Raw genomic sequence first — 17,872 nt, 5'->3', positions numbered from 1 at the left:
GACCGCGGCCAGCGATGTCCCGCGACGCTTCACGTGTCACACCTGTCGCAGCGCATGGCGCAGGCATAGGCTGGCGCTGCCCTCGCTGGCGAGGGCCCGGGTGACCGCCCGCGTCGATGTGGAAAGCAGGTTCCAGTTGGACAATCTCGGTTTGGTCTTCCTGTCGGAGACCGTGGGCACGGCGATGCTGCTGCTCCTCGGTGCCGGCGTCGTCGCGAACGTCGTCCTCGCGAAGACGAAGGGCTTCGGCGGCGGCTTCCTCATGATCAACTTCGGCTGGGGACTCGCGGTCTTCGCAGGCGTCCTCGTCTCCGGCTACTCGGGTGCGCAGCTCAACCCGGCCGTCACGGTCGGCCTCATCGCCAACGGCCTCGCCACGGGCGCCGAGGTGCCGTGGGCCGCGTACATGATCTCGATCCTCGGCCAGTTCGTCGGCGCCTTCATCGGTGCCGTGCTCGCCTGGGCGGCGTACAAGCAGCACTTCGACGCCGAGGAGGACCCGGGCGCGAAGCTCGGCACCTTCTCGACCGGCCCCGGCATCCGCTCGTACGGCTGGAACCTCGTCACCGAGATCATCGCGACGTTCGTGCTCGTGTTCGTCATCCTCTCGTTCGGCCTCAACGGCGGCGGCGGCGACGCGACGGTCGTCGGCCCGCTCGGCGCCCTCGCGGTGGCCTTCACGGTCGTCGCGATCGGTGCCTCGCTCGGTGGCCCCACGGGCTACGCCATCAACCCGGCCCGTGACCTCGCGCCCCGCATCGCCCACGCCGTCCTGCCCATCAAGGGCAAGGGCGACAGCGACTGGGGCTACGCGTGGGTGCCCGTCGTGGGACCGCTCATCGGTGGCGCGCTCGCCGGCCTCCTCGCGCCCGTGCTGCTCGCGAGCGGCATGGCCTGATCCACCCCGGCGATGGAGGGGGCGCGTCCCCCTCCATCGCCACCCCATGGGCCGTGCACAGCGGCTCCCCCTAGCCTCAGCGAAGAACCCACCACGAAGGAGTGACAATGGCCGACGACTACGTCATCGCGATCGATCAGGGCACCACCTCGACGCGAGCCATCCTGTTCGACCACGCCGGGAGCATCGTCTCGACGGGTCAGCTCGAGCACGAGCAGATCTTCCCCCAGGCCGGATGGGTCGAGCACGACCCGAAGGAGATCTGGAACAACGCGCGCGAGGTCATCGGCCAGGCGCTCTCGAAGGCCAACGTCACCCGCCACAACGTGAAGGCCATCGGCATCACGAACCAGCGCGAGACCGCCGTCGTCTGGGACAAGACCACCGGCGAGCCCGTGTACAACGCCATCGTCTGGCAGGACACGCGCACGCAGAAGATCGTCGACCGGCTCGCCGACGGCGACGTCGAGCGCTACAAGGCCAAGGTGGGCCTGCCGCTCGCGACGTACTTCTCCGGCACGAAGATCGTGTGGATCCTCGAGAACGTCGAGGGTGCGCGCGAGAAGGCCGAGGCGGGCGACCTGCTGTTCGGCACGACCGACACGTGGGTGCTGTGGAACCTCACGGGCGGCGTCGACGGCGGCGTGCACGCGACCGACGTGACGAACGCGTCCCGCACGCTCTTCATGGACCTCGAGACGCTCTCGTGGGACGAGTCGATCCTCGCCGACTTCGGCGTGCCGGCCTCGATGCTCCCCGAGATCAAGTCGTCGTCGGGCGAGTTCGGCGTCGCGAGCGACGCGAGCCTGCTGCGCGAGACGCCCATCACGGGCATCCTCGGAGACCAGCAGGCGGCGACGTTCGGCCAGGCGGCCTTCGACAAGGGCGAGGCGAAGAACACCTACGGCACGGGCAACTTCCTCATCTTCAACACGGGGGAGGAGATCGTCCACTCGAAGAACGGCCTGCTCACGACCGTCGGCTACAAGATCGGCGACGAGCCCACGCACTACGCGCTCGAGGGCTCGATCGCCGTGACGGGCTCGCTCATCCAGTGGCTGCGCGACAACCTCGGCATCATCGACAGCGCTCCTGCGGTCGAGCAGCTCGCGACGAGCGTCGACGACAACGGCGGCGCGTACTTCGTGCCGGCGTTCTCGGGCCTCTTCGCCCCGTACTGGCGTCCAGACGCCCGCGGTGCGCTCGTGGGCCTCACGCGCTACGTGAACAAGGGCCACATCGCCCGCGCGGCGCTCGAGTCGACGGCGTTCCAGACGGCGGAGGTCGTGGATGCGGTGAACGCCGACTCCGGCGTGGACCTCACCGAGCTCAAGGTCGACGGCGGCATGGTGGCGAACGACCTGCTCATGCAGTTCCAGGCCGACATCCTGCGCGTCGCGGTCGTGCGCCCGGTCGTCGCCGAGACGACGGCGCTCGGCGCCGCCTACGCCGCCGGCCTCGCGGTCGGCTTCTGGGGCGGGCTCGACGACCTGCGCAAGAACTGGCAGGAGGACAAGCGCTGGGAGCCGCAGCTCGACGAGGCCGAGCGCGAGCGCACCTACCGCAACTGGAAGAAGGCCGTGCAGAAGACCCTCGACTGGGTCGACGACGACGTGCAGTAGGGCGTCAGCACGAAGCAGGGGGTCGGCATCGCCGGCCCCCTCCGTGCTGTCCGGGACGCTGCGTGCCCGCTACGACCAGGTGGGGTCGAGCAGCCAGATCGCGACCGTCGTGACGGCGACCCAGCAGATCGTGAGCTTCGCGTAGGCGACGACGAGCAGCGCCGTCGCGAACCAGTCCTCGTCGGGGTCGAGCCGCGACTCGGCGGTCGGCTGCTTCGCGAGGTGCAGCAGCACGATCGCGACGGGGTCGAGCATGCACGCCGTCAGGATGCCGGCGAGGCGGATGCGGTCGCGCTCGCTGCGCGCGGGCACCGAGGCGTCGGGCGCCTCGAGCGGCAGCAGCACGCGCGCCCATCCGTCGATCCACCACGCGAAGACCACGAGCGCCACGCCGACGCCCACGATCACGAGGCTCGCGATGGCGTCGTCGTCGACCGTGAGCACGGCGACCTGCCCGCCCTCCTCCTCCGCGAAGCGCTCGCGCACGAGCGGCAGCACGCGGCCGAAGAACGCGAGGCCGGCGAGGCAGCCGCCCATGAGGCTCGTGAGGATCGTGAGCGGATGCCGCATGCGCAGCAGCAGCATGACGGCGACCCACGTGATGAAGCCCGCGAACTCGACGGCCGACACGGCGCCGATGCGCAGCCTGCCGAAGACGTCGGTCGACACCATGACCGTGCCCGCGATGGCGACGAGCGCGTGCAGCACGAGCGCCCAGCTCGCGAGCAGGCGCGCGTCGCGGGATGCGGGCGCGAGCGCGATGGCGAGCACGAGCAGCACGATGCCGAGCACGCGCAGCGCGAGCAGCGCCTCGAGCGCGGGCGGCTGCTCGAGCAGCAGCGTGATGCCGTAGGCGACGAGCACGGCGCCCGACGTGAGCGCCGTGACGAGCAGCGAGCGCGTGCCGTGGTCGCCCCAGCGGATGTCGGCGCGCCGCCACGGCTCGACGGTGTCGCGGGAGCCGAGACGCGCCTCGACGGTGCGGTCCTCGAGCAGCGTCGCCATGGGGCCGGCGCCCAGCGCCTGCTCGGCGACGCGCCGCTCCACGCTCAGGCGCCCGTTCGGGTGCGCGCCGCGGCGGCGCGCCAGCGCTCGAGGGTCGTCGCGGCCGCACCCGAGTCGATGGCGTCGGCGGCGACGAGCAGCGTCTCGGCCATGCGCTCGCGCAGCGACCGGTCGCCCTGACGCGGGTCGGCGTGCACGCGCCACGCCGCGAGGGCTGCGGCGGCGTTGAGCAGCACGATGTCTCGCACGGGCCCCTGCTCCCCTGCCATCGTGCGGCGCACGGTGTCGGCGTTGGCCTTGGGGTCGCCGCCGACGAGGTCGCCCATCGTCGCGAGCGGGATGCCGAGCTCGCGCGGGTCGACGTCGTGCTCGACGACGTCGCCGCGCACGACCTCCCACAGCTCGGAGTGGCCCGTGGTCGTGAGCTCGTCGAGACCGTCCTCGCCGCGGAACACGAACGCCGTGCCGCCGCGCGTCGCGAAGACGCCGACGAAGTTCTGGATGCGCGAGCGGTCGGCGACGCCGCACGCCGTGACCTCGGGACGCGCGGGGTGCACGAGCGGGCCGAGCTGGTTGAACACCGTCGACACGCCCATCGCGGCACGCACGGGTCCGGCGTGTCGGAATCCGGGGTGGAAGCGCATGGCCCACGCGAACGAGATGCCGGCCTCGTCGAGGATCGCCCGCACGACCGCGGGGTCGTCGTCGTCGGGGATGACGCCGAGCTCCGTCAGCACGTCGGACGCGCCCGTGAGCGACGACACGGCGCGGTTGCCGTGCTTCAGCACCGGCACGCCGGCCGCGGCGCAGACGATCGACGCCATGGTCGAGACGTTGACGGTGCCGTGACGGTCGCCGCCCGTGCCGACGATGTCGAGCACGAGCGACTCGCCCGGGAGATCCACGGCGTTCGCGAGGATCGCATCCCGGAATCCGACGAGCTCGTCGACCGACTCCCGCTTGGCGCGGAGGGCCGCGAGGAACGCGCCGAGCTGCGCAGGCTCCGCGCGGCCGGTGACGACCTGGTCCATCGCCCATTCCGCCTGCCCGATCGTGAGATCATCGGGGGTCAGCAGCGTCTCGAGGACGCCGGGCCAGGACTTGGGCTCCATGGGCGACAGCCTATCGACGCCACGCCTGGCACCTGCCGCCGAGAGCGCCCCGAGAGTCGCCTAGGATGGACCTGTGACCAGCACCTCCCTCTCCCACCCTGGGACGACGCAGCTCGTGCGTCGACCCAACAGCGTCGCGGTCGGGACCATCGTGTGGCTGGGCAGCGAGGTCATGTTCTTCGCGGCTCTCTTCGCGATCTACTTCACCCTGCGCTCCACCACCGGCGACCTGTTCCAGAACGAGTCCTCGCTGCTGAACGTGCCGTTCGCGACGATCAACACGACGATCCTCGTGCTGTCGTCGGTGACGTGCCAGTTCGGCGTCTTCGCGGCCGAGCGTCTGCAGAAGGAGCGCACGGGCGCGCTGTGGAACGTCAAGGCCTGGGGCATGGTCGAGTGGTTCTTCCTCACCTACGCCATGGGCGCCGTCTTCATCATCCTGCAGGTGTTCGAGTACGCCGTCCTCGTGCACGAGGGCGTGACGCTCGCGACCAGCGCGTACGGCTCGGCGTTCTACATCACCACGGGCTTCCACGGCCTCCACGTCTCGGGCGGCCTCATCGCCTTCCTCTTCGTGATCGGGCGCGCCTACGCGGTGAAGCACTTCGGTCACAAGGAGGCGACCAGCGCCATCGTCGTGTCGTACTACTGGCACTTCGTCGACGTGGTCTGGATCGCCCTGTACCTCATCATCTACTGGCTCCGCTAGAAGGGCGCTTCTCTTGGCACACCGCAGCAAGAAGACCGGCAGGCGACACCCGCTCGCGAGCCTCGGTCTCCTCGTGCTCGGCCTCGTCGCAGCAGGCGGCGTCTCGACGTTCGTCGGGCAGGTCGCATCCGCAGACGCGTCGTCGCAGGCGACGACGCAGCTCACGGTCGACGACGGCGAGCAGCTCTTCCAGGCGAACTGCGCCTCCTGCCACGGCGTCAACGCCGAGGGCACGCCCGAGGGCCCGAGCCTCATCGGCGTCGGCGCGGCCTCGGTCGACTTCCAGGTCATGACGGGTCGCATGCCGCTCGCGTTCTCCGGCCCGCAGGGCATGGCGCGCACGCCGCAGTTCTCGCAGGAGCAGTCCGACGCGATGGGCGAGTACATCGCCGCCATGGCGCCCGGACCCGACGTGCCGAGCGAGGAGGTGCTCGACACCGCCGACGCGAACGTGGCGAACGGTGGCGAGATCTTCCGCATCAACTGCGCCATGTGCCACAACGTGGCCGGCGCCGGCGGTGCGCTCACCGAGGGCAAGTTCGCCCCCGACCTGCACGACATCGACGCCGCGCACATCTACGAGGCCATGCTCACGGGCCCGCAGAACATGCCGGTGTTCAACGACGACAACATCTCGCCCGAGGAGAAGGCCGACATCATCGCCTACCTCCACTTCCTCGACGAGAACCCGAGCGTCGGCGGCTTCGACCTGGGCTCGCTCGGCCCCGTGTCCGAGGGTCTGTTCATCTGGATCTTCGGCCTCGGCGGCATCGTGGCGATCACGGTCTGGCTGACGGCGAAGCCCAACTGATGTCCGAGGAGACGAAGATGCAGGACGTCGAGCTCCACCGCGACGCGGCGCTCGAGCGATCGAGCGAGTTCGAGAACCCTGGGCTGCCCCCGCACCGGAAGCGCCAGACCGACCTCCACCCCGAGAAGGCGAAGCGCGCCGAGCGCACGGTCTTCACGTGGTTCCTCGTGTCGGCACTCGGCTCGATCATCGCCGTCGCGGCGTACATCGCCGTGCCGATCACGCCGGGCGACCTCACGACCACCAGGATGAACAACCTCCTCCTGGGCCTCGGCATCGCGCTCGCGCTGCTGTCGATCGGCATCGGTGCCGTGCACTGGTCGAAGCAGCTCATGAGCGACGAGGAGCACGTCGACCCGCGTCACGCGACGCGCGGCTCCGACGCGACCCGTGCCAAGGCCGTCGAGGTCTTCACGCTCGGCGACCAGGAGTCGGGCTTCTCGCGCCGCTCGCTCATCCGCAACTCGCTCATCGGCGCCCTCGCCGTCGTGCCGCTGCCCGCCGTCGTGCTCTTCCGCGACCTCGCGCCGGCCGACGAGGTGCCGACGGACGTGTTCGCCCACACCATGTGGGAGACGGGCACGCGACTGTGCCTCGACCCCACGGGCACCCCCATCCGTGCCGAGGACGTGTCCTACGGCTCCGCGTTCCACGTGATCCCCGAGGGTCTCGAGGAGTCGCACCACCCGCTCGACGAGAAGGCCATGGCAGCCGTGCTGCTCATGCGCCTGCCCGCCGACGCGCTGAACGAGTCCCCCGAGCGTGCAGGCTGGTCGTACGACGGCATCGTCGCCTACTCCAAGATCTGCACCCACGTCGGCTGCCCCGTCGCCCTGTACGAGCAGCAGACGCACCACCTGCTCTGCCCGTGCCACCAGTCGACGTTCGACGTGAAGAACCACTGCAAGGTGATCTTCGGCCCCGCGAAGCGCCCCCTGCCCCAGCTGCCGATCACGGTCGACGACGAGGGCTACCTCATCGCACAGCGCGACTTCACCGAGCCCATCGGCCCCTCGTACTTCGAGCGTCTCCACGACGTCGACGAGGATGAGCACGTGCAGGTCGCCGGCACCACCACGGAGCAGCGCGCATGACCACCACCCAGTCCCCCAGCGCAGCGCCCGCGTCGCAGGCGCCGCAGCAGCGCAAGACGTTCACGTCGTGGGCTGCCAACTACCTCGACGAGCGCACGAGCATCTCGGGCGTCACGGCGTACCTCGGTCGCAAGATCTTCCCCGACCACTGGTCGTTCATGCTCGGCGAGGTCGCGCTCTACTCGTTCGTCGTGATCCTGCTCTCGGGCACGTTCCTGACGTTCTTCTTCGACCCGTCGATGGGCCACACGACCTACGAGGGCTCGTACGTGCCGCTCAAGGGCATCGAGATGTCCATCGCCTACGCGTCGTCGCTCGACATCTCGTTCGACATCCGCGGCGGCCTGCTCATGCGTCAGGTGCACCACTGGGCAGCCCTGCTGTTCGTGGCGTCCATCGGCCTGCACATGCTGCGCGTGTTCTTCACGGGCGCGTTCCGCAAGCCGCGCGAGCTCAACTGGGTCATCGGCTTCCTGCTCTTCATCCTCGCGATGGCAGAGGGCTTCACGGGCTACTCGCTCCCCGACGACCTGCTCTCGGGCAACGGCCTCGCGATCATCAACGGCATGGTCAAGGCCATCCCGCTGGTCGGCGGCTGGATCTCGTACCTGCTCTTCGGCGGCATGTTCCCCGGCGTCGACGTGATCCCCAGGCTCTTCGTGCTGCACATCATGCTGCTGCCCGCGATCCTCATCGTGCTGCTCGGCATGCACATGGTGCTGCTCGTGCTCAACAAGCACACGCAGTTCGCCGGCCCCGGCCGCACGAACGAGAACGTCGTCGGCGTGCCGATCATGCCGGTGTTCGCCGCGAAGGCCGGTGGCTTCTTCTTCCTCGTCTTCGGCGTCATCATGGCGATCGCCGCGACGTTCACGATCAACCCGATCTGGAACTACGGCCCGTACGACCCATCCCCCGTCTCGGCTGGCACGCAGCCCGACTGGTACATCGGCTTCGCCGACGGCGCCCTGCGCCTCGCGCCGGGCTGGGAGACCGAGCTGTTCGGCCTGACGTTCTCGTGGAACATCCTCATCCCGATGGCGGTCCTCGGACTCTTCATCGTGCTCGTGATGTTCTACCCGTTCATCGAGCAGTGGGTCACGCAGGACAAGCGGGAGCACCACCTCGCCGACCGTCCGCGCAACGCTCCGACGCGCACGGCCATCGGTGCCGCCGGCGTCGTGTTCTACGCGGTCATGTGGGCGGGTGCCTCGTCGGACCTCATCGCCACGCACTTCCACCTCAACGTGTTCCAGGTCACGTGGGTGCTGCAGGCACTCATCTTCCTCGGGCCGATCATCGCCTTCTGGGTGACGAAGCGCGTCGCGCTGGGCCTGCAGAAGAAGGATCGCGAGATCCTGCTGCACGGCTTCGAGTCGGGCCGCATCGTGCGCCGTCCGGGTGGCGAGTACATCGAGGTGCACCAGGGCCTCGACGAGTACGAGTCGTGGAAGCTGAAGTCGTTCGAGTCGCCGGAGCCCACCATGGTGCGCCCCGACGAGCGCGGCCGCATCACCACGGGCACCCACGTGCGCGCAGCGCTCTCGCGCTGGTTCTTCGAGGACCGGATCGAGCCGGTCACGAAGGCCGAGGTCGAGCGCGCCTCGCACCACTGATCCGCACATGCTGCAGTTCGGGCTCCACACCTTCGGCGACGTCCTGGGTGCGGAGCCCGACGCGCATCCCCGCACGATCCGCGAGGTCGTCGCCGAGGGGGTGCTCGCCGACCGCGTCGGCGTGGACTTCCTCGGCCTCGGCGAGCACCACCGGGCCGACTTCGCGCTGACGGCGCCCGAGATCGTGCTCGGCGCCCTCGCGACCGCGACCGAGCGCATCCGCCTCGGCACCGCCGTCACGGTGCTGTCGTCGGCGGATCCCGTGCGCGTGTTCGAGCAGTTCGCGACGATCGACGGGCTGTCGAACGGCCGCGCGGAGCTCATCGTGGGCCGCGGGTCGTTCGTCGAGTCGTTCCCGCTGTTCGGCTTCCGGCTCGAGGACTACGAGACCCTCTTCGAGGAACGCCTCGAGCTGCTCGCGGCGCTCGTCGCCGAGGAGCCCGTCACGTGGAGCGGCACGCTGCGCGCGTCGCTCGCCGACCAGCAGGTGTGGCCGCGCTCGCAGGCGTCGGTCGCGGGCGGCCGGATGCCCGTGTGGGTCGGCGTGGGCGGCAGGCCGCAGTCGGTCGTGCGCACCGCCAGGTACGGCTTCGACCTCATGCTCGCCGTCATCGGCGGCAGCCCGAAGGCGTTCGCGCCGTTCGCGAGCCTCTACCGCGATGCGATGGAGCGCTTCGAGCACGAGGGCGGCCGCGTGGGCCTGCACTCCCCCGGTCTCGTCGCCGAGACGGATGCCGAGGCGCGCGAGCTGCTGCGCCCGCACTGGATCGCGCAGCGCAACCGCATCGGCGCCGAGCGCGGCTGGGGTCCCGCGAGCGTGCGCGAGTTCGACGACGCCGCGAGCGACGACGGCGCGCTGTTCGTCGGCTCGCCCGAGACCGTCGCGGCGAAGATCGTGCGCGCCGTCGGCGACCTCGGCCTCGACCGCTTCGACCTCAAGTACGCCTCGGGCACGCCGCACGCCGCGAACCTGCGCACGATCGAGCTGTTCGGCACCGAGGTCATGCCGCGCGTGCGCGCGGCGCTCGGCGATTAGGCAGTCGCAGCCCGTCAGGCGGACAGCGTCGCGCCGCAGTCGCGGCACGTGGTGCCCGCGGGCACCTCCATGAAGCAGCTCGTGCAGACGACGACGCGCATCGTGCCGTTGGGCGCGGGCCGCGGCGTGCGCTCGCGCGCCACCCGCTTGGCCGGCGCGGCTGCGCGGGCCACCGATCGGCGCGGCGTGAGCTGCGGCTGGCCGCCGTCCTCGGGCAGCGTCGCACCGAAGGCGCGGTAGCACTCGAGCCGGTCCTGCGCAGCCTGCAGCTCGCGCGCCTGCACGCCCTCGCCGGGCGCCGAGCCCGCGTGGTCGCCGACGGAGAGGTCGGCGCGCACGCACAGCGACGCGAGGCGCGGCTCGTCGCGCGTCACGGCATCCGCCGCCACGCGCGCGAGCAGGGCGCCCACCCACTCGTCGGCCGGCTGCTTCGTCGTGATGCCCGTCGCGGACTGCACGCGGTGACCGACCTCCTGCTCCGTCACCCAGGCGCCGTAGACGCCGGCGGTCTCGACGAGCACGTCGCGCGCGGCTGGCGTCCACTGGCGCAGCGCATCGGACTGCGAGACGTACTTGCCGTTGGCGAGGTCGGGCATGCTGGGGTGTCCTCCTAGGAAGTGGTCCACCTGCCAGGCTACGTCACTCAGGACCCGTCGGCCGTCGCGCGGTCCTCGCTGCGGGTGCCGGCGAACGGTCCCAGGGCGTCGCGCAGCGCCACGAGGGCCTCGGCCGACATGCCCGTCGCGGCCATGACCTGCTCGGGCACGCGCAGCGCCTGCTCGCGCAGCGCACGCCCCGCATCCGTCAGCCCGATGTCGAGCACACGCTCGTCGACGATGCTGCGGATGCGCGTCGCGAGCCCCTGCGCCTCGAGCCGCCGCACGAGCGGCGACAGCGTCGCGGGCTCGAGGGCGACGGCGGCAGCGAGGTCCCGCAGCGACCGAGGTGCACGCTCCCACAGCGCGAGCATGACGAGGTACTGCGGATGCGTGAGACCGAGCGGCTCGAGGATGGGCCGGTAGATCGCGACGACGTTGCGCGCCGCGGTGACGATGGCGAAGCAGACCTGCTCGTCGAGCAGCAGGAGGTCGTCGCGTCGGCTCATGCAGCCATCCTGCCACGCATTCGTGAGTACACTGATGATCATGGCACGAAGGGAATCGCTGCGATCGCGCATCCGCGCCGCGGGAGGCTTCTACCGCTGGTGGAACGCGCGCCTCGTGCGTCTCGCTGGGCCCGCGCAGCTCGGCGCCTGGGGCGAGGACCGCGAGGGCCGCGCGACCGCACGCGGCTGCCCCGAGTGCGGGCAGGCGTGGGACGGGCACGAGACGCTGCACGTGCTCGGACGCGCCAAGCTCGTGTGCCCGCCGGCGGCGACCGCCGACCTATGATCGGGCCTGGTATCCGTACCCGTTCCTGGACGTCACCGTGCTCGGCCTCGGACCCGCGATCGTGAACGCGATCCTCGTGCTGGTGCTCGCCGGCGTGCTCGCGGGCCTCTACCGGCTCATCGACGCCAAGGTGCCGTCGCTGCTCGAGCCGCGTCGCAGCGACGCCTGATGCGCCCCGGGGCGCCCAGGAGGGCGCTGGTAGCGTCCATCGGGTGCTCGGACCCGACGACCCGCTCCCCCGCCGGCCCGACCGCATCATCGTCGCGGGCACCGCAGGCACGGGCAAGACGACGCTCTCCGGACGCATCGGCGACGCGCTCGGCATCGACCACGTCGAGATCGACGGGCTGCACTGGGGCGCCGACTGGACGCCGCGCCCGTCGTTCTCCGACGACGTCGACGCGTTCGTCGCTCGCGATCGCTGGGTCACCGAGTGGCAGTACCGCATCGCGCGCGAGCGTCTCGCCGCGCGCGCCGACCTGCTCGTCTGGCTCGACTACCCCGTCGCCGTCTCGATGCAGCGCGTCGTGCGCCGCACGCTGCGCCGACGGCTGCAGCGCATCGAGCTCTGGCACGGCAACGTCGAACCTGCGCTGTGGACGTTCGTCACCGATCGCGACCACATCGTGCGCTGGGCGTGGCGCACGCGAGCCAAGTACCGCGACCTGCCCGCTGTCGCCGCCGCACGCCATCCGCACCTCACGCTCGTGCGCCTGCGCAGCCAGGGCGAGACGGACCGGTGGATGCGCACGCTCGCCGCATCCCGATCCTGACCGTGCCGCAGACGACGAACGCCCCGACCTCGCGGTCGGGGCGTTCGGGCGTGGCTCGGGTCAGCGGCCGAAGTTGCCGCGGTAGAACTCGTAGACCCAGCCGACGAGCATGATGACCACGAGGGCAGCACCGATCGGCAGCAGGAAGACCGAGATCGCCAGGCCCATGAAGGTGAGCATGAGCGCACCAGCGAGGGCGATGGGCCACCACGACCAGGGCGCGAAGTGCCCGAGCTCGGGATCGCCGTCGTCGATGAGGGCCGACTGGTCGTCCTCGGGCAGCACGCCGCCCGAGGTGCGGTGCACGATGCCCATGTAGGCGGCGATGAACGCGGCCAGGATGGCGCACAGGCCCATGCCCATCGTGCCCACCCACTCGACCTCGCCCGCGTAGGCGAGCATGTGCCAGATCGTGTAGCCGGCTGCGCAGAGCAGGAAGAAGACCGAGAGCGTCCAGAGGATCGCGATGTTGGCGCGCATCGGCTACTTCACCTTGCCTTCGGAGATGTCGAGCACGGGAGCCTCGGGAGCATCCTTGAACGGGCCCACGCCCACCTGCGGGCCCACCTCGGGGTGGTGCAGGTCGAAGGCGGGCGACTCGCTGCGGATGCGCGGGATCGACGTGAAGTTGTGACGCGGCGGCGGGCAGCTCGTGGCCCACTCGAGCGAGCGGCCGGAGCCCCACGGGTCGTCGACCGTGACCTTCTCGCCGTGGCGAGCGGTGATGTAGACGTTCCAGAGGAACGGCACCATCGAGAACGCGAGGATGAACGCGCCCACGGTCGAGACCTGGTTCATCCAGGTGTAGCCCTCTTCCGGCAGGTAGCTGTAGTAGCGACGCGGCATGCCGATGACGCCCAGCCAGTGCTGGATGAGGAACGTCATGTGGAAGCCGATGAAGAGGAACCAGAAGTGCACGTGACCGAGACGGTCGTTGAGCATCTTGCCGGTCCACTTCGGCCACCAGAAGTAGAAGCCCGCGAACATCGCGAACACCACGGTGCCGAAGACGACGTAGTGGAAGTGCGCGACGACGAAGTAGCCGTCGGAGAGGTGGAAGTCGAGCGGCGGCGAGGCGAGGATGACGCCCGTGAGGCCACCGAAGACGAAGGTCACGAGGAAGCCGATCGACCACACCATGGGCGAGTCCCACGTGATGGAGCCGCGCCACATCGTGCCGATCCAGTTGAAGATCTTCACGCCGGTCGGCACCGCGATGAGCATCGTCATGAGCGCGAACCATGGCAGCAGCACGGATCCCGTGACGTACATGTGGTGCGCCCACACCGCGACCGAGAGGGCCGCGATCGCGATCGTCGCGTAGACGAGCGTCTTGTAGCCGAAGATCGGCTTGCGCGAGAACACCGGCAGGATCTCGGAGATGATGCCGAAGAACGGCAGCGCGATGATGTACACCTCGGGGTGCCCGAAGAACCAGAACAGGTGCTGCCACAGCAGCACGCCGCCGTTGGCCGCGTCGTAGATGTGGGCGCCGAAGAGGCGGTCTGCGGCCATGCCGAACATCGCGGCCGCGAGCACGGGGAAGGCGATGATCACGAGGATCGACGTGATGAGGATGTTCCACGTGAAGATCGGCATGCGGAACATCGTCATGCCCGGTGCGCGCATCGTCATGATCGTCGTGATGAAGTTCACGCCACCGAGGATCGTGCCGAAGCCCGACAAGGCGAGGCCGAGGAACCAGAGGTTCGCTCCCGCTCCTGGCGAGAACGTCTCGTCGCTGAGCGGCGCGTACGCGGTCCAGCCGAAGGAGGCGGCACCCTGCGGCGTGAGGAAGCCGGCGACGGCCATGAGCGAGCCGAACGAGTACAGCCAGTAGGCGAACGCGTTGAGGCGCGGGAAGGCGACGTCGGGCGAGCCGATCTGGATCGGCATGAGCACGTTGGCGAAGCCGGCGAAGAGCGGCGTCGCGAACATGAGCAGCATGATCGTGCCGTGCATCGTGAACAGCTGGTTGTACTGCTCCTTCGTGGGCACGATCTCGAGACCGGGCTCGAAGAGCTGCGCACGGATGATGAGCGCCATGACGCCGGCGATCGCGAAGTAGATGAACGACGTGATCAGGTACATGTACCCGATGGTCTTGGCGTCGGTGGAGGTGATCCACTTGACGAGCACGTTGCCCTTGCGCTCGAAGCCCGTGGAGCCCATGCGCTCCTCGGTGACGGTGGCGGTGGCCATCAGTGACCCTCTTCCTCGGACTCGGAGCCGCCCACGGGGCTCGACGGGTTCACGACGGGGTTGAGGCCCTCGCCGAACTGCTCGATCTCATCGGTGCCCGAGAGCACGTTGCCCTCGGTCTCGAGGCTCTCGAGGTAGGCGTCGTACTCCGCCTGGGACACGACCTCGACCTGGAAGAGCATCAGGGAGTGGTACTCGCCGCAGAGCTCGGCGCACTTGCCCATGAAGACGCCCTCGACGTCGCCGGTCTCGAAGTAGAAGTGGTTCGTGACGCCCGGCAGCGTGTCCTTCTTGTAGAGGAAGTCCACGATCCAGAACGAGTGCGCGACGTCGCGCGACTCGAGCGTGATCTCGATCGACGAGTTCACGGGCAGGTAGAGCGTCGGCAGCTCCTCGGTCGAGACGCCACCGCCCTCGAGCTCCTGGCCCTGGATGCCCTGGAAGTACACCGCGTCGGAGGCCTCGCCGTTCGAGGCCTGCTGGGTCTCGTACATGAAGTCCCACGCCCAGCGCTTGGCGAAGACGGTGATCGAGACGTCGGGGTCGTCGATCGGCTCCTCGATGGCGGCCTGGTCGCGCGCGGTGAAGGCGAAGAAGCCGACCACGAGGATCACGGGCACGACCGTGAAGAAGACCTCGATCGGCATGTTGTAGCGCAGCTGCACGGGGAAGCCGGTCTGGCCCTTGCGGCGACGGTAGGCGATGCCCGCCCAGAGCATGAGGCCCCAGGTGATGACGCCGACCGCGAGCAGGACGATCCACGACGTGACCCACAGGCCGACGATGCGGTCGACGTGGTTCGTGACGCCGGGGGTGGACGGGAGCCATCCCTGCAGCTGCTCCTGCGTGCAGCCCGCGAGTGCGAGCGAGAGCACGCCGACCACGGGGATCGCGAGCCAACGGAGGGGTCGACGAGTGCGCAAGACTGCTTCCTTACGTATGCGTGCTGTGCGGCTCAATCCTAGTACGCGCCCAGGAACCGCTGAGGACCGGCCGATGGGTGTCGCGAGACGCCCAGGGGCAGGTTCGGGTCGGGGCCGGGCGTGTCGCACGGCGCCGGGCACGACGAAGGCCCCGGCGCGGACGCCGGGGCCTTCGTGGATGGATCAGTGGAAGCTGTCGCCGCAGGCGCAGGAACCTTGCGCGTTGGGGTTGTCGAGGGTGAAGCCCTGCTTCTGGATCGAGTCCTCGAAGTCGATGGTCGCGCCATCGAGGTACGGCACGCTCATGCGGTCGACGATGACCTCGACGCCGCCGTCGAAGTCGCGCACGGCGTCGCCGTCGAGGTATCGCTCGTCGAAGTAGAGCTGGTAGATGAGGCCCGAGCATCCGCCCGGCTGCACGGCCACGCGCAGACGCAGGTCGTCGCGGCCCTCCTGCTCGAGGAGGCGGCGCACCTTGTCGGCGGCCGCGTCGGTGAGCGCGACGCCGTGCTCGTGCTCGACGGCCTCCGGGGTCGTGGTGGTGGTGTCGGTCATGATGCCCCCTTCAGGAGATCGAACGCGCGATGCGCGTCGGTCATTCCACTGCCTCGATCATCGCACCGGGCGCGCGTTCGCGCGAGCGAGCAGCGCCGCCTCGGCGAGGATCGCCTTGCGCAGCACGCCGAGGTGCTGCGACTCGTTGGGGCTGTGCGCCATCGTCTCGGGGTCCTCGACGCCCGTCACGAGGATCTGCGCCTCGGGGAACTGCGCGACGAGCGACGCGATGAACGGGATGGACCCGCCGATGCCCTGCAGGACCGGCTCGGCGCCCCACGCATCGGCCATGGCAGCCTGCGCCTCGCCGGCCGCCCAGCCGTCGACGTCGACGAGCACGGGCTCGCCGAGGTCGACGTCGGAGATCTCGACGTGCGCGCCGAACGGCACGTGCGCCTCGAGGTGGGTGCGCAGCGCGTCGAACGCCGACTGCGCGCTCTGCCCGGGGGCGATGCGCGCCGAGACGCGCACGGCGACCTCGGGCAGCAGCGTGTTGGAGGCGTCGGCGACGCTCGGCGCATCCATGCCCGTGATCGTGATCGACGGCTGGAACCACATGCGCGAGAGCACGCTGCCCGAGCCGATCGGCTGCACGCCCTCGAGCAGCGCCGCCTCCTCGCGCAGCTGCTCCTCGCTGCGCTCGGGCGTCGCGGCGTCGTGGCTCGTGAGGCCTGCGACGGCGACGGAGCCGTCGGCACCCCACAGCGTGTCGAGCAGGCGGATGGCCGCGAGCATCGCGTCGGGCACGGCACCGCCGTACATGCCGGAGTGGCTCGCGTGCTCGAGCGTGCGCACGCCGAGGCGGAACGTGACGTTGCCGCGCAGCGCGACCGTGAGCGAGGGCACCTCGGTCGACCAGTTGTCGGAGTCGGCGACGACGATGACGTCGGCGGCGAGCGTCTCGGCGTGCGTCTGCAGGAAGCGGCCGAACGAGCGCGAGCCGAACTCCTCCTCGCCCTCGATGAAGACGACGACGCCGAGGTCGGGGTCGGGATGCGTCTCGGCGAGGGCGCGGAGGGCGGCGACGTGCGTCATGACGCCCGCCTTGTCGTCGGACGCGCCGCGACCGTAGAGGCGCTCCCCCACCTCGGTCGGCTCGAACGGCGGCGTGCGCCACAGCGCCTCGTCGCCCCACGGCTGCACGTCGTGGTGCGCGTACAGCAGCACCGTCGGTGCGCCGTTGCGTGCCGGACGTCGCGCGAGCACCGCCGGCTGGCCCTCGCGGCCCTGCTCGTCGTCGACCTGCTCGATGCGCACCTCGTCGAACAGGCCCGTGCCCGCGACGAGCTCGCGCACGGCCTCGGCGCTCGCCGCGACGTGCGCGCGGTCGTACGCCGACCACGAGACGCTCGGGATGCGCACGAGGTCCTTGAGGTCGCCGACGGCGCGGTCGAAGCCGCCGTCGACGGCGGAGCGGAGCTGGTCGAGATCTGCGGATGCCATGCATCCGATCCTACGAGCGGCGTCGGCGGTACCATGGGGGTTCCGAATCGACGTCAGGATCGCAGTGCCTCTCTTCTCGAAGCCCAAGGACGTCGTCGTGCAGCCGGAGCCGACGAAGGCGAACGGCAAGGGCGCGGCGACCCCCAAGCGCAGCCAGCAGGTCGCGCGCAACCAGCGCCCGCTCGTGCCGACGGATCGCAAGGAGGCGAAGAAGGAGTCGCGCGAGCAGATGGCGAAGCTCCGCGAGGAGCAGCGCCTCGGCTTCGAGCGCGGCGACGAGCGCTACCTCCCCGCCCGCGACAAGGGCGAGGTCAAGCGCTACGTGCGCGACTACGTCGACGCTCGCCTCTCGGTCGCGATGCTCATGATCCCGGCGATGATCGTCGTCATCATCCTCACGTTCTTCGAGTCGATGGACGTGCGCCTCATCGCCAACGTCGTGCTGTGGGCGTTCATCGCCGTCGCGGTGCTCGACTGCCTGCTGCTGTCGTTCCTCGTGAAGCGCCGCATCACCGCGAAGTTCGGCCCCGGCAAGACGAAGGGCGTCGCCTGGTACGCGTCGATGCGCGCCGCGCAGCTGCCCTTCATGCGCATGCCGAAGCCGCAGGTCAAGCTCTTCAACTTCCCCGAGTGACCCTCGGTCGCTGAACGACGAAGGGGCGCCCACCGTGCAGGTGGGCGA

General features: G+C 69.9%; 20 protein-coding genes. 11 read left to right on the top strand and 9 right to left on the bottom strand.

Features of this window, described 5'->3' with window-relative positions:
• Positions 1-184 precede the first annotated feature (184 nt).
• Positions 185-898 carry an MIP/aquaporin family protein gene (locus tag BLQ67_RS15640; protein WP_231945257.1) on the top strand — a complete coding sequence of 238 codons (714 nt, stop codon included), beginning with the start codon at positions 185-187 and terminating at the stop codon, positions 896-898.
• A gap of 107 nt (positions 899-1,005) precedes the next feature.
• The gene (gene glpK, locus BLQ67_RS15635; RefSeq protein ID WP_092506577.1) at positions 1,006-2,520 is read left to right on the top strand and encodes a glycerol kinase GlpK; all 1,515 of its coding nucleotides are present in this window, start codon (positions 1,006-1,008) and stop codon (positions 2,518-2,520) included.
• A 69-nt stretch (positions 2,521-2,589) separates the two neighbouring features.
• On the opposite strand, the gene BLQ67_RS15630 is transcribed toward glpK, so the two are convergent.
• Together BLQ67_RS15630 and trpD are read right to left on the bottom strand one after the other, a co-directional pair.
• A complete protein-coding gene (locus tag BLQ67_RS15630) occupies positions 2,590-3,567 on the bottom strand; it encodes a hypothetical protein (RefSeq protein WP_092506576.1) in 978 nt (325 codons plus the stop codon).
• Between the two features lie 2 nt (positions 3,568-3,569).
• Positions 3,570-4,637: an anthranilate phosphoribosyltransferase gene (trpD, locus tag BLQ67_RS15625; protein WP_092506575.1), complete on the bottom strand. Its 1,068-nt coding sequence runs from the start codon at positions 4,635-4,637 to the stop codon at positions 3,570-3,572.
• Positions 4,638-4,710: 73 nt separating this feature from the next.
• Here trpD and ctaE point away from each other — a divergent pair, with 73 nt between their 5' ends.
• Genes ctaE through BLQ67_RS15600 form a run of 5 tightly spaced genes read left to right on the top strand, consistent with a single transcriptional unit; the run spans position 4,711 to position 9,903 of the window.
• Positions 4,711-5,346 carry an aa3-type cytochrome oxidase subunit III gene (gene ctaE / locus BLQ67_RS15620; protein ID WP_092506574.1) on the top strand — a complete coding sequence of 212 codons (636 nt, stop codon included), beginning with the start codon at positions 4,711-4,713 and terminating at the stop codon, positions 5,344-5,346.
• Between the two features lie 13 nt (positions 5,347-5,359).
• Positions 5,360-6,157, top strand: a complete 798-nt coding sequence (gene qcrC / locus BLQ67_RS15615; protein ID WP_092506573.1) for a cytochrome bc1 complex diheme cytochrome c subunit — start codon at positions 5,360-5,362, stop codon at positions 6,155-6,157.
• Positions 6,158-6,174: 17 nt separating this feature from the next.
• Positions 6,175-7,251: a cytochrome bc1 complex Rieske iron-sulfur subunit gene (qcrA, locus tag BLQ67_RS15610; protein WP_231945088.1), complete on the top strand. Its 1,077-nt coding sequence runs from the start codon at positions 6,175-6,177 to the stop codon at positions 7,249-7,251.
• On the top strand, positions 7,248-8,867 hold the full coding sequence (gene qcrB, locus BLQ67_RS15605) for a cytochrome bc1 complex cytochrome b subunit (protein WP_092506571.1): 1,620 nt from the start codon (positions 7,248-7,250) through the stop codon (positions 8,865-8,867). The genes qcrA and qcrB overlap by 4 nt, the downstream gene beginning before the upstream one ends.
• 7 nt (positions 8,868-8,874) lie before the next feature.
• On the top strand, positions 8,875-9,903 hold the full coding sequence (locus BLQ67_RS15600; RefSeq protein ID WP_092506570.1) for an LLM class flavin-dependent oxidoreductase: 1,029 nt from the start codon (positions 8,875-8,877) through the stop codon (positions 9,901-9,903).
• A gap of 14 nt (positions 9,904-9,917) precedes the next feature.
• Here BLQ67_RS15600 and BLQ67_RS15595 read toward each other — a convergent pair whose 3' ends face one another.
• Positions 9,918-10,499, bottom strand: a complete 582-nt coding sequence (locus BLQ67_RS15595; protein ID WP_092506569.1) for a hypothetical protein — start codon at positions 10,497-10,499, stop codon at positions 9,918-9,920.
• Positions 10,500-10,546: 47 nt separating this feature from the next.
• Positions 10,547-11,008 (bottom strand): MarR family winged helix-turn-helix transcriptional regulator, encoded by a 462-nt coding sequence (locus BLQ67_RS15590; RefSeq protein ID WP_092506568.1) that lies wholly within the window; start codon positions 11,006-11,008, stop codon positions 10,547-10,549.
• A gap of 40 nt (positions 11,009-11,048) precedes the next feature.
• Between BLQ67_RS15590 and BLQ67_RS15585 the strand changes: the two genes are divergently transcribed.
• The 3 genes from BLQ67_RS15585 to BLQ67_RS15580 are packed head-to-tail and all read left to right on the top strand — an operon-like array spanning position 11,049 to position 12,067.
• Positions 11,049-11,294 (top strand): hypothetical protein, encoded by a 246-nt coding sequence (locus BLQ67_RS15585; protein WP_172802222.1) that lies wholly within the window; start codon positions 11,049-11,051, stop codon positions 11,292-11,294.
• Between the two features lie 37 nt (positions 11,295-11,331).
• Positions 11,332-11,463 (top strand): hypothetical protein, encoded by a 132-nt coding sequence (locus BLQ67_RS16990; RefSeq protein WP_269457092.1) that lies wholly within the window; start codon positions 11,332-11,334, stop codon positions 11,461-11,463.
• A gap of 43 nt (positions 11,464-11,506) precedes the next feature.
• Positions 11,507-12,067, top strand: coding sequence for a P-loop NTPase family protein (locus tag BLQ67_RS15580; protein WP_092506566.1), 561 nt, complete (start codon positions 11,507-11,509; stop codon positions 12,065-12,067).
• A 60-nt stretch (positions 12,068-12,127) separates the two neighbouring features.
• On the opposite strand, the gene ctaF is transcribed toward BLQ67_RS15580, so the two are convergent.
• The 5 genes from ctaF to BLQ67_RS15555 form a co-directional block, all read right to left on the bottom strand.
• A complete protein-coding gene (gene ctaF / locus BLQ67_RS15575) occupies positions 12,128-12,547 on the bottom strand; it encodes an aa3-type cytochrome oxidase subunit IV (RefSeq protein ID WP_092506565.1) in 420 nt (139 codons plus the stop codon).
• A gap of 3 nt (positions 12,548-12,550) precedes the next feature.
• On the bottom strand, positions 12,551-14,269 hold the full coding sequence (gene ctaD / locus BLQ67_RS15570) for an aa3-type cytochrome oxidase subunit I (RefSeq protein ID WP_092506564.1): 1,719 nt from the start codon (positions 14,267-14,269) through the stop codon (positions 12,551-12,553).
• Complete coding sequence (gene ctaC / locus BLQ67_RS15565) at positions 14,269-15,192, bottom strand: aa3-type cytochrome oxidase subunit II (protein WP_092506563.1); 924 nt, start codon at positions 15,190-15,192, stop codon at positions 14,269-14,271. The genes ctaD and ctaC overlap by 1 nt, the downstream gene beginning before the upstream one ends.
• 183 nt (positions 15,193-15,375) lie before the next feature.
• Positions 15,376-15,747, bottom strand: coding sequence for a HesB/IscA family protein (locus tag BLQ67_RS15560; RefSeq protein ID WP_092506562.1), 372 nt, complete (start codon positions 15,745-15,747; stop codon positions 15,376-15,378).
• A gap of 57 nt (positions 15,748-15,804) precedes the next feature.
• Positions 15,805-17,190, bottom strand: a complete 1,386-nt coding sequence (locus tag BLQ67_RS15555; RefSeq protein ID WP_092506561.1) for a dipeptidase — start codon at positions 17,188-17,190, stop codon at positions 15,805-15,807.
• A gap of 64 nt (positions 17,191-17,254) precedes the next feature.
• Between BLQ67_RS15555 and BLQ67_RS15550 the strand changes: the two genes are divergently transcribed.
• Complete coding sequence (locus tag BLQ67_RS15550) at positions 17,255-17,824, top strand: DUF3043 domain-containing protein (RefSeq protein WP_197674615.1); 570 nt, start codon at positions 17,255-17,257, stop codon at positions 17,822-17,824.
• Positions 17,825-17,872: the final 48 nt, after the last annotated feature.

The sequence above is a fragment of the Agrococcus jejuensis genome (assembly GCF_900099705.1).
In the GTDB taxonomy this organism is placed as follows: Bacteria; Actinomycetota; Actinomycetes; order Actinomycetales; family Microbacteriaceae; genus Agrococcus; species Agrococcus jejuensis.
This window is presented reverse-complemented; position numbering and strand designations above follow the sequence as displayed.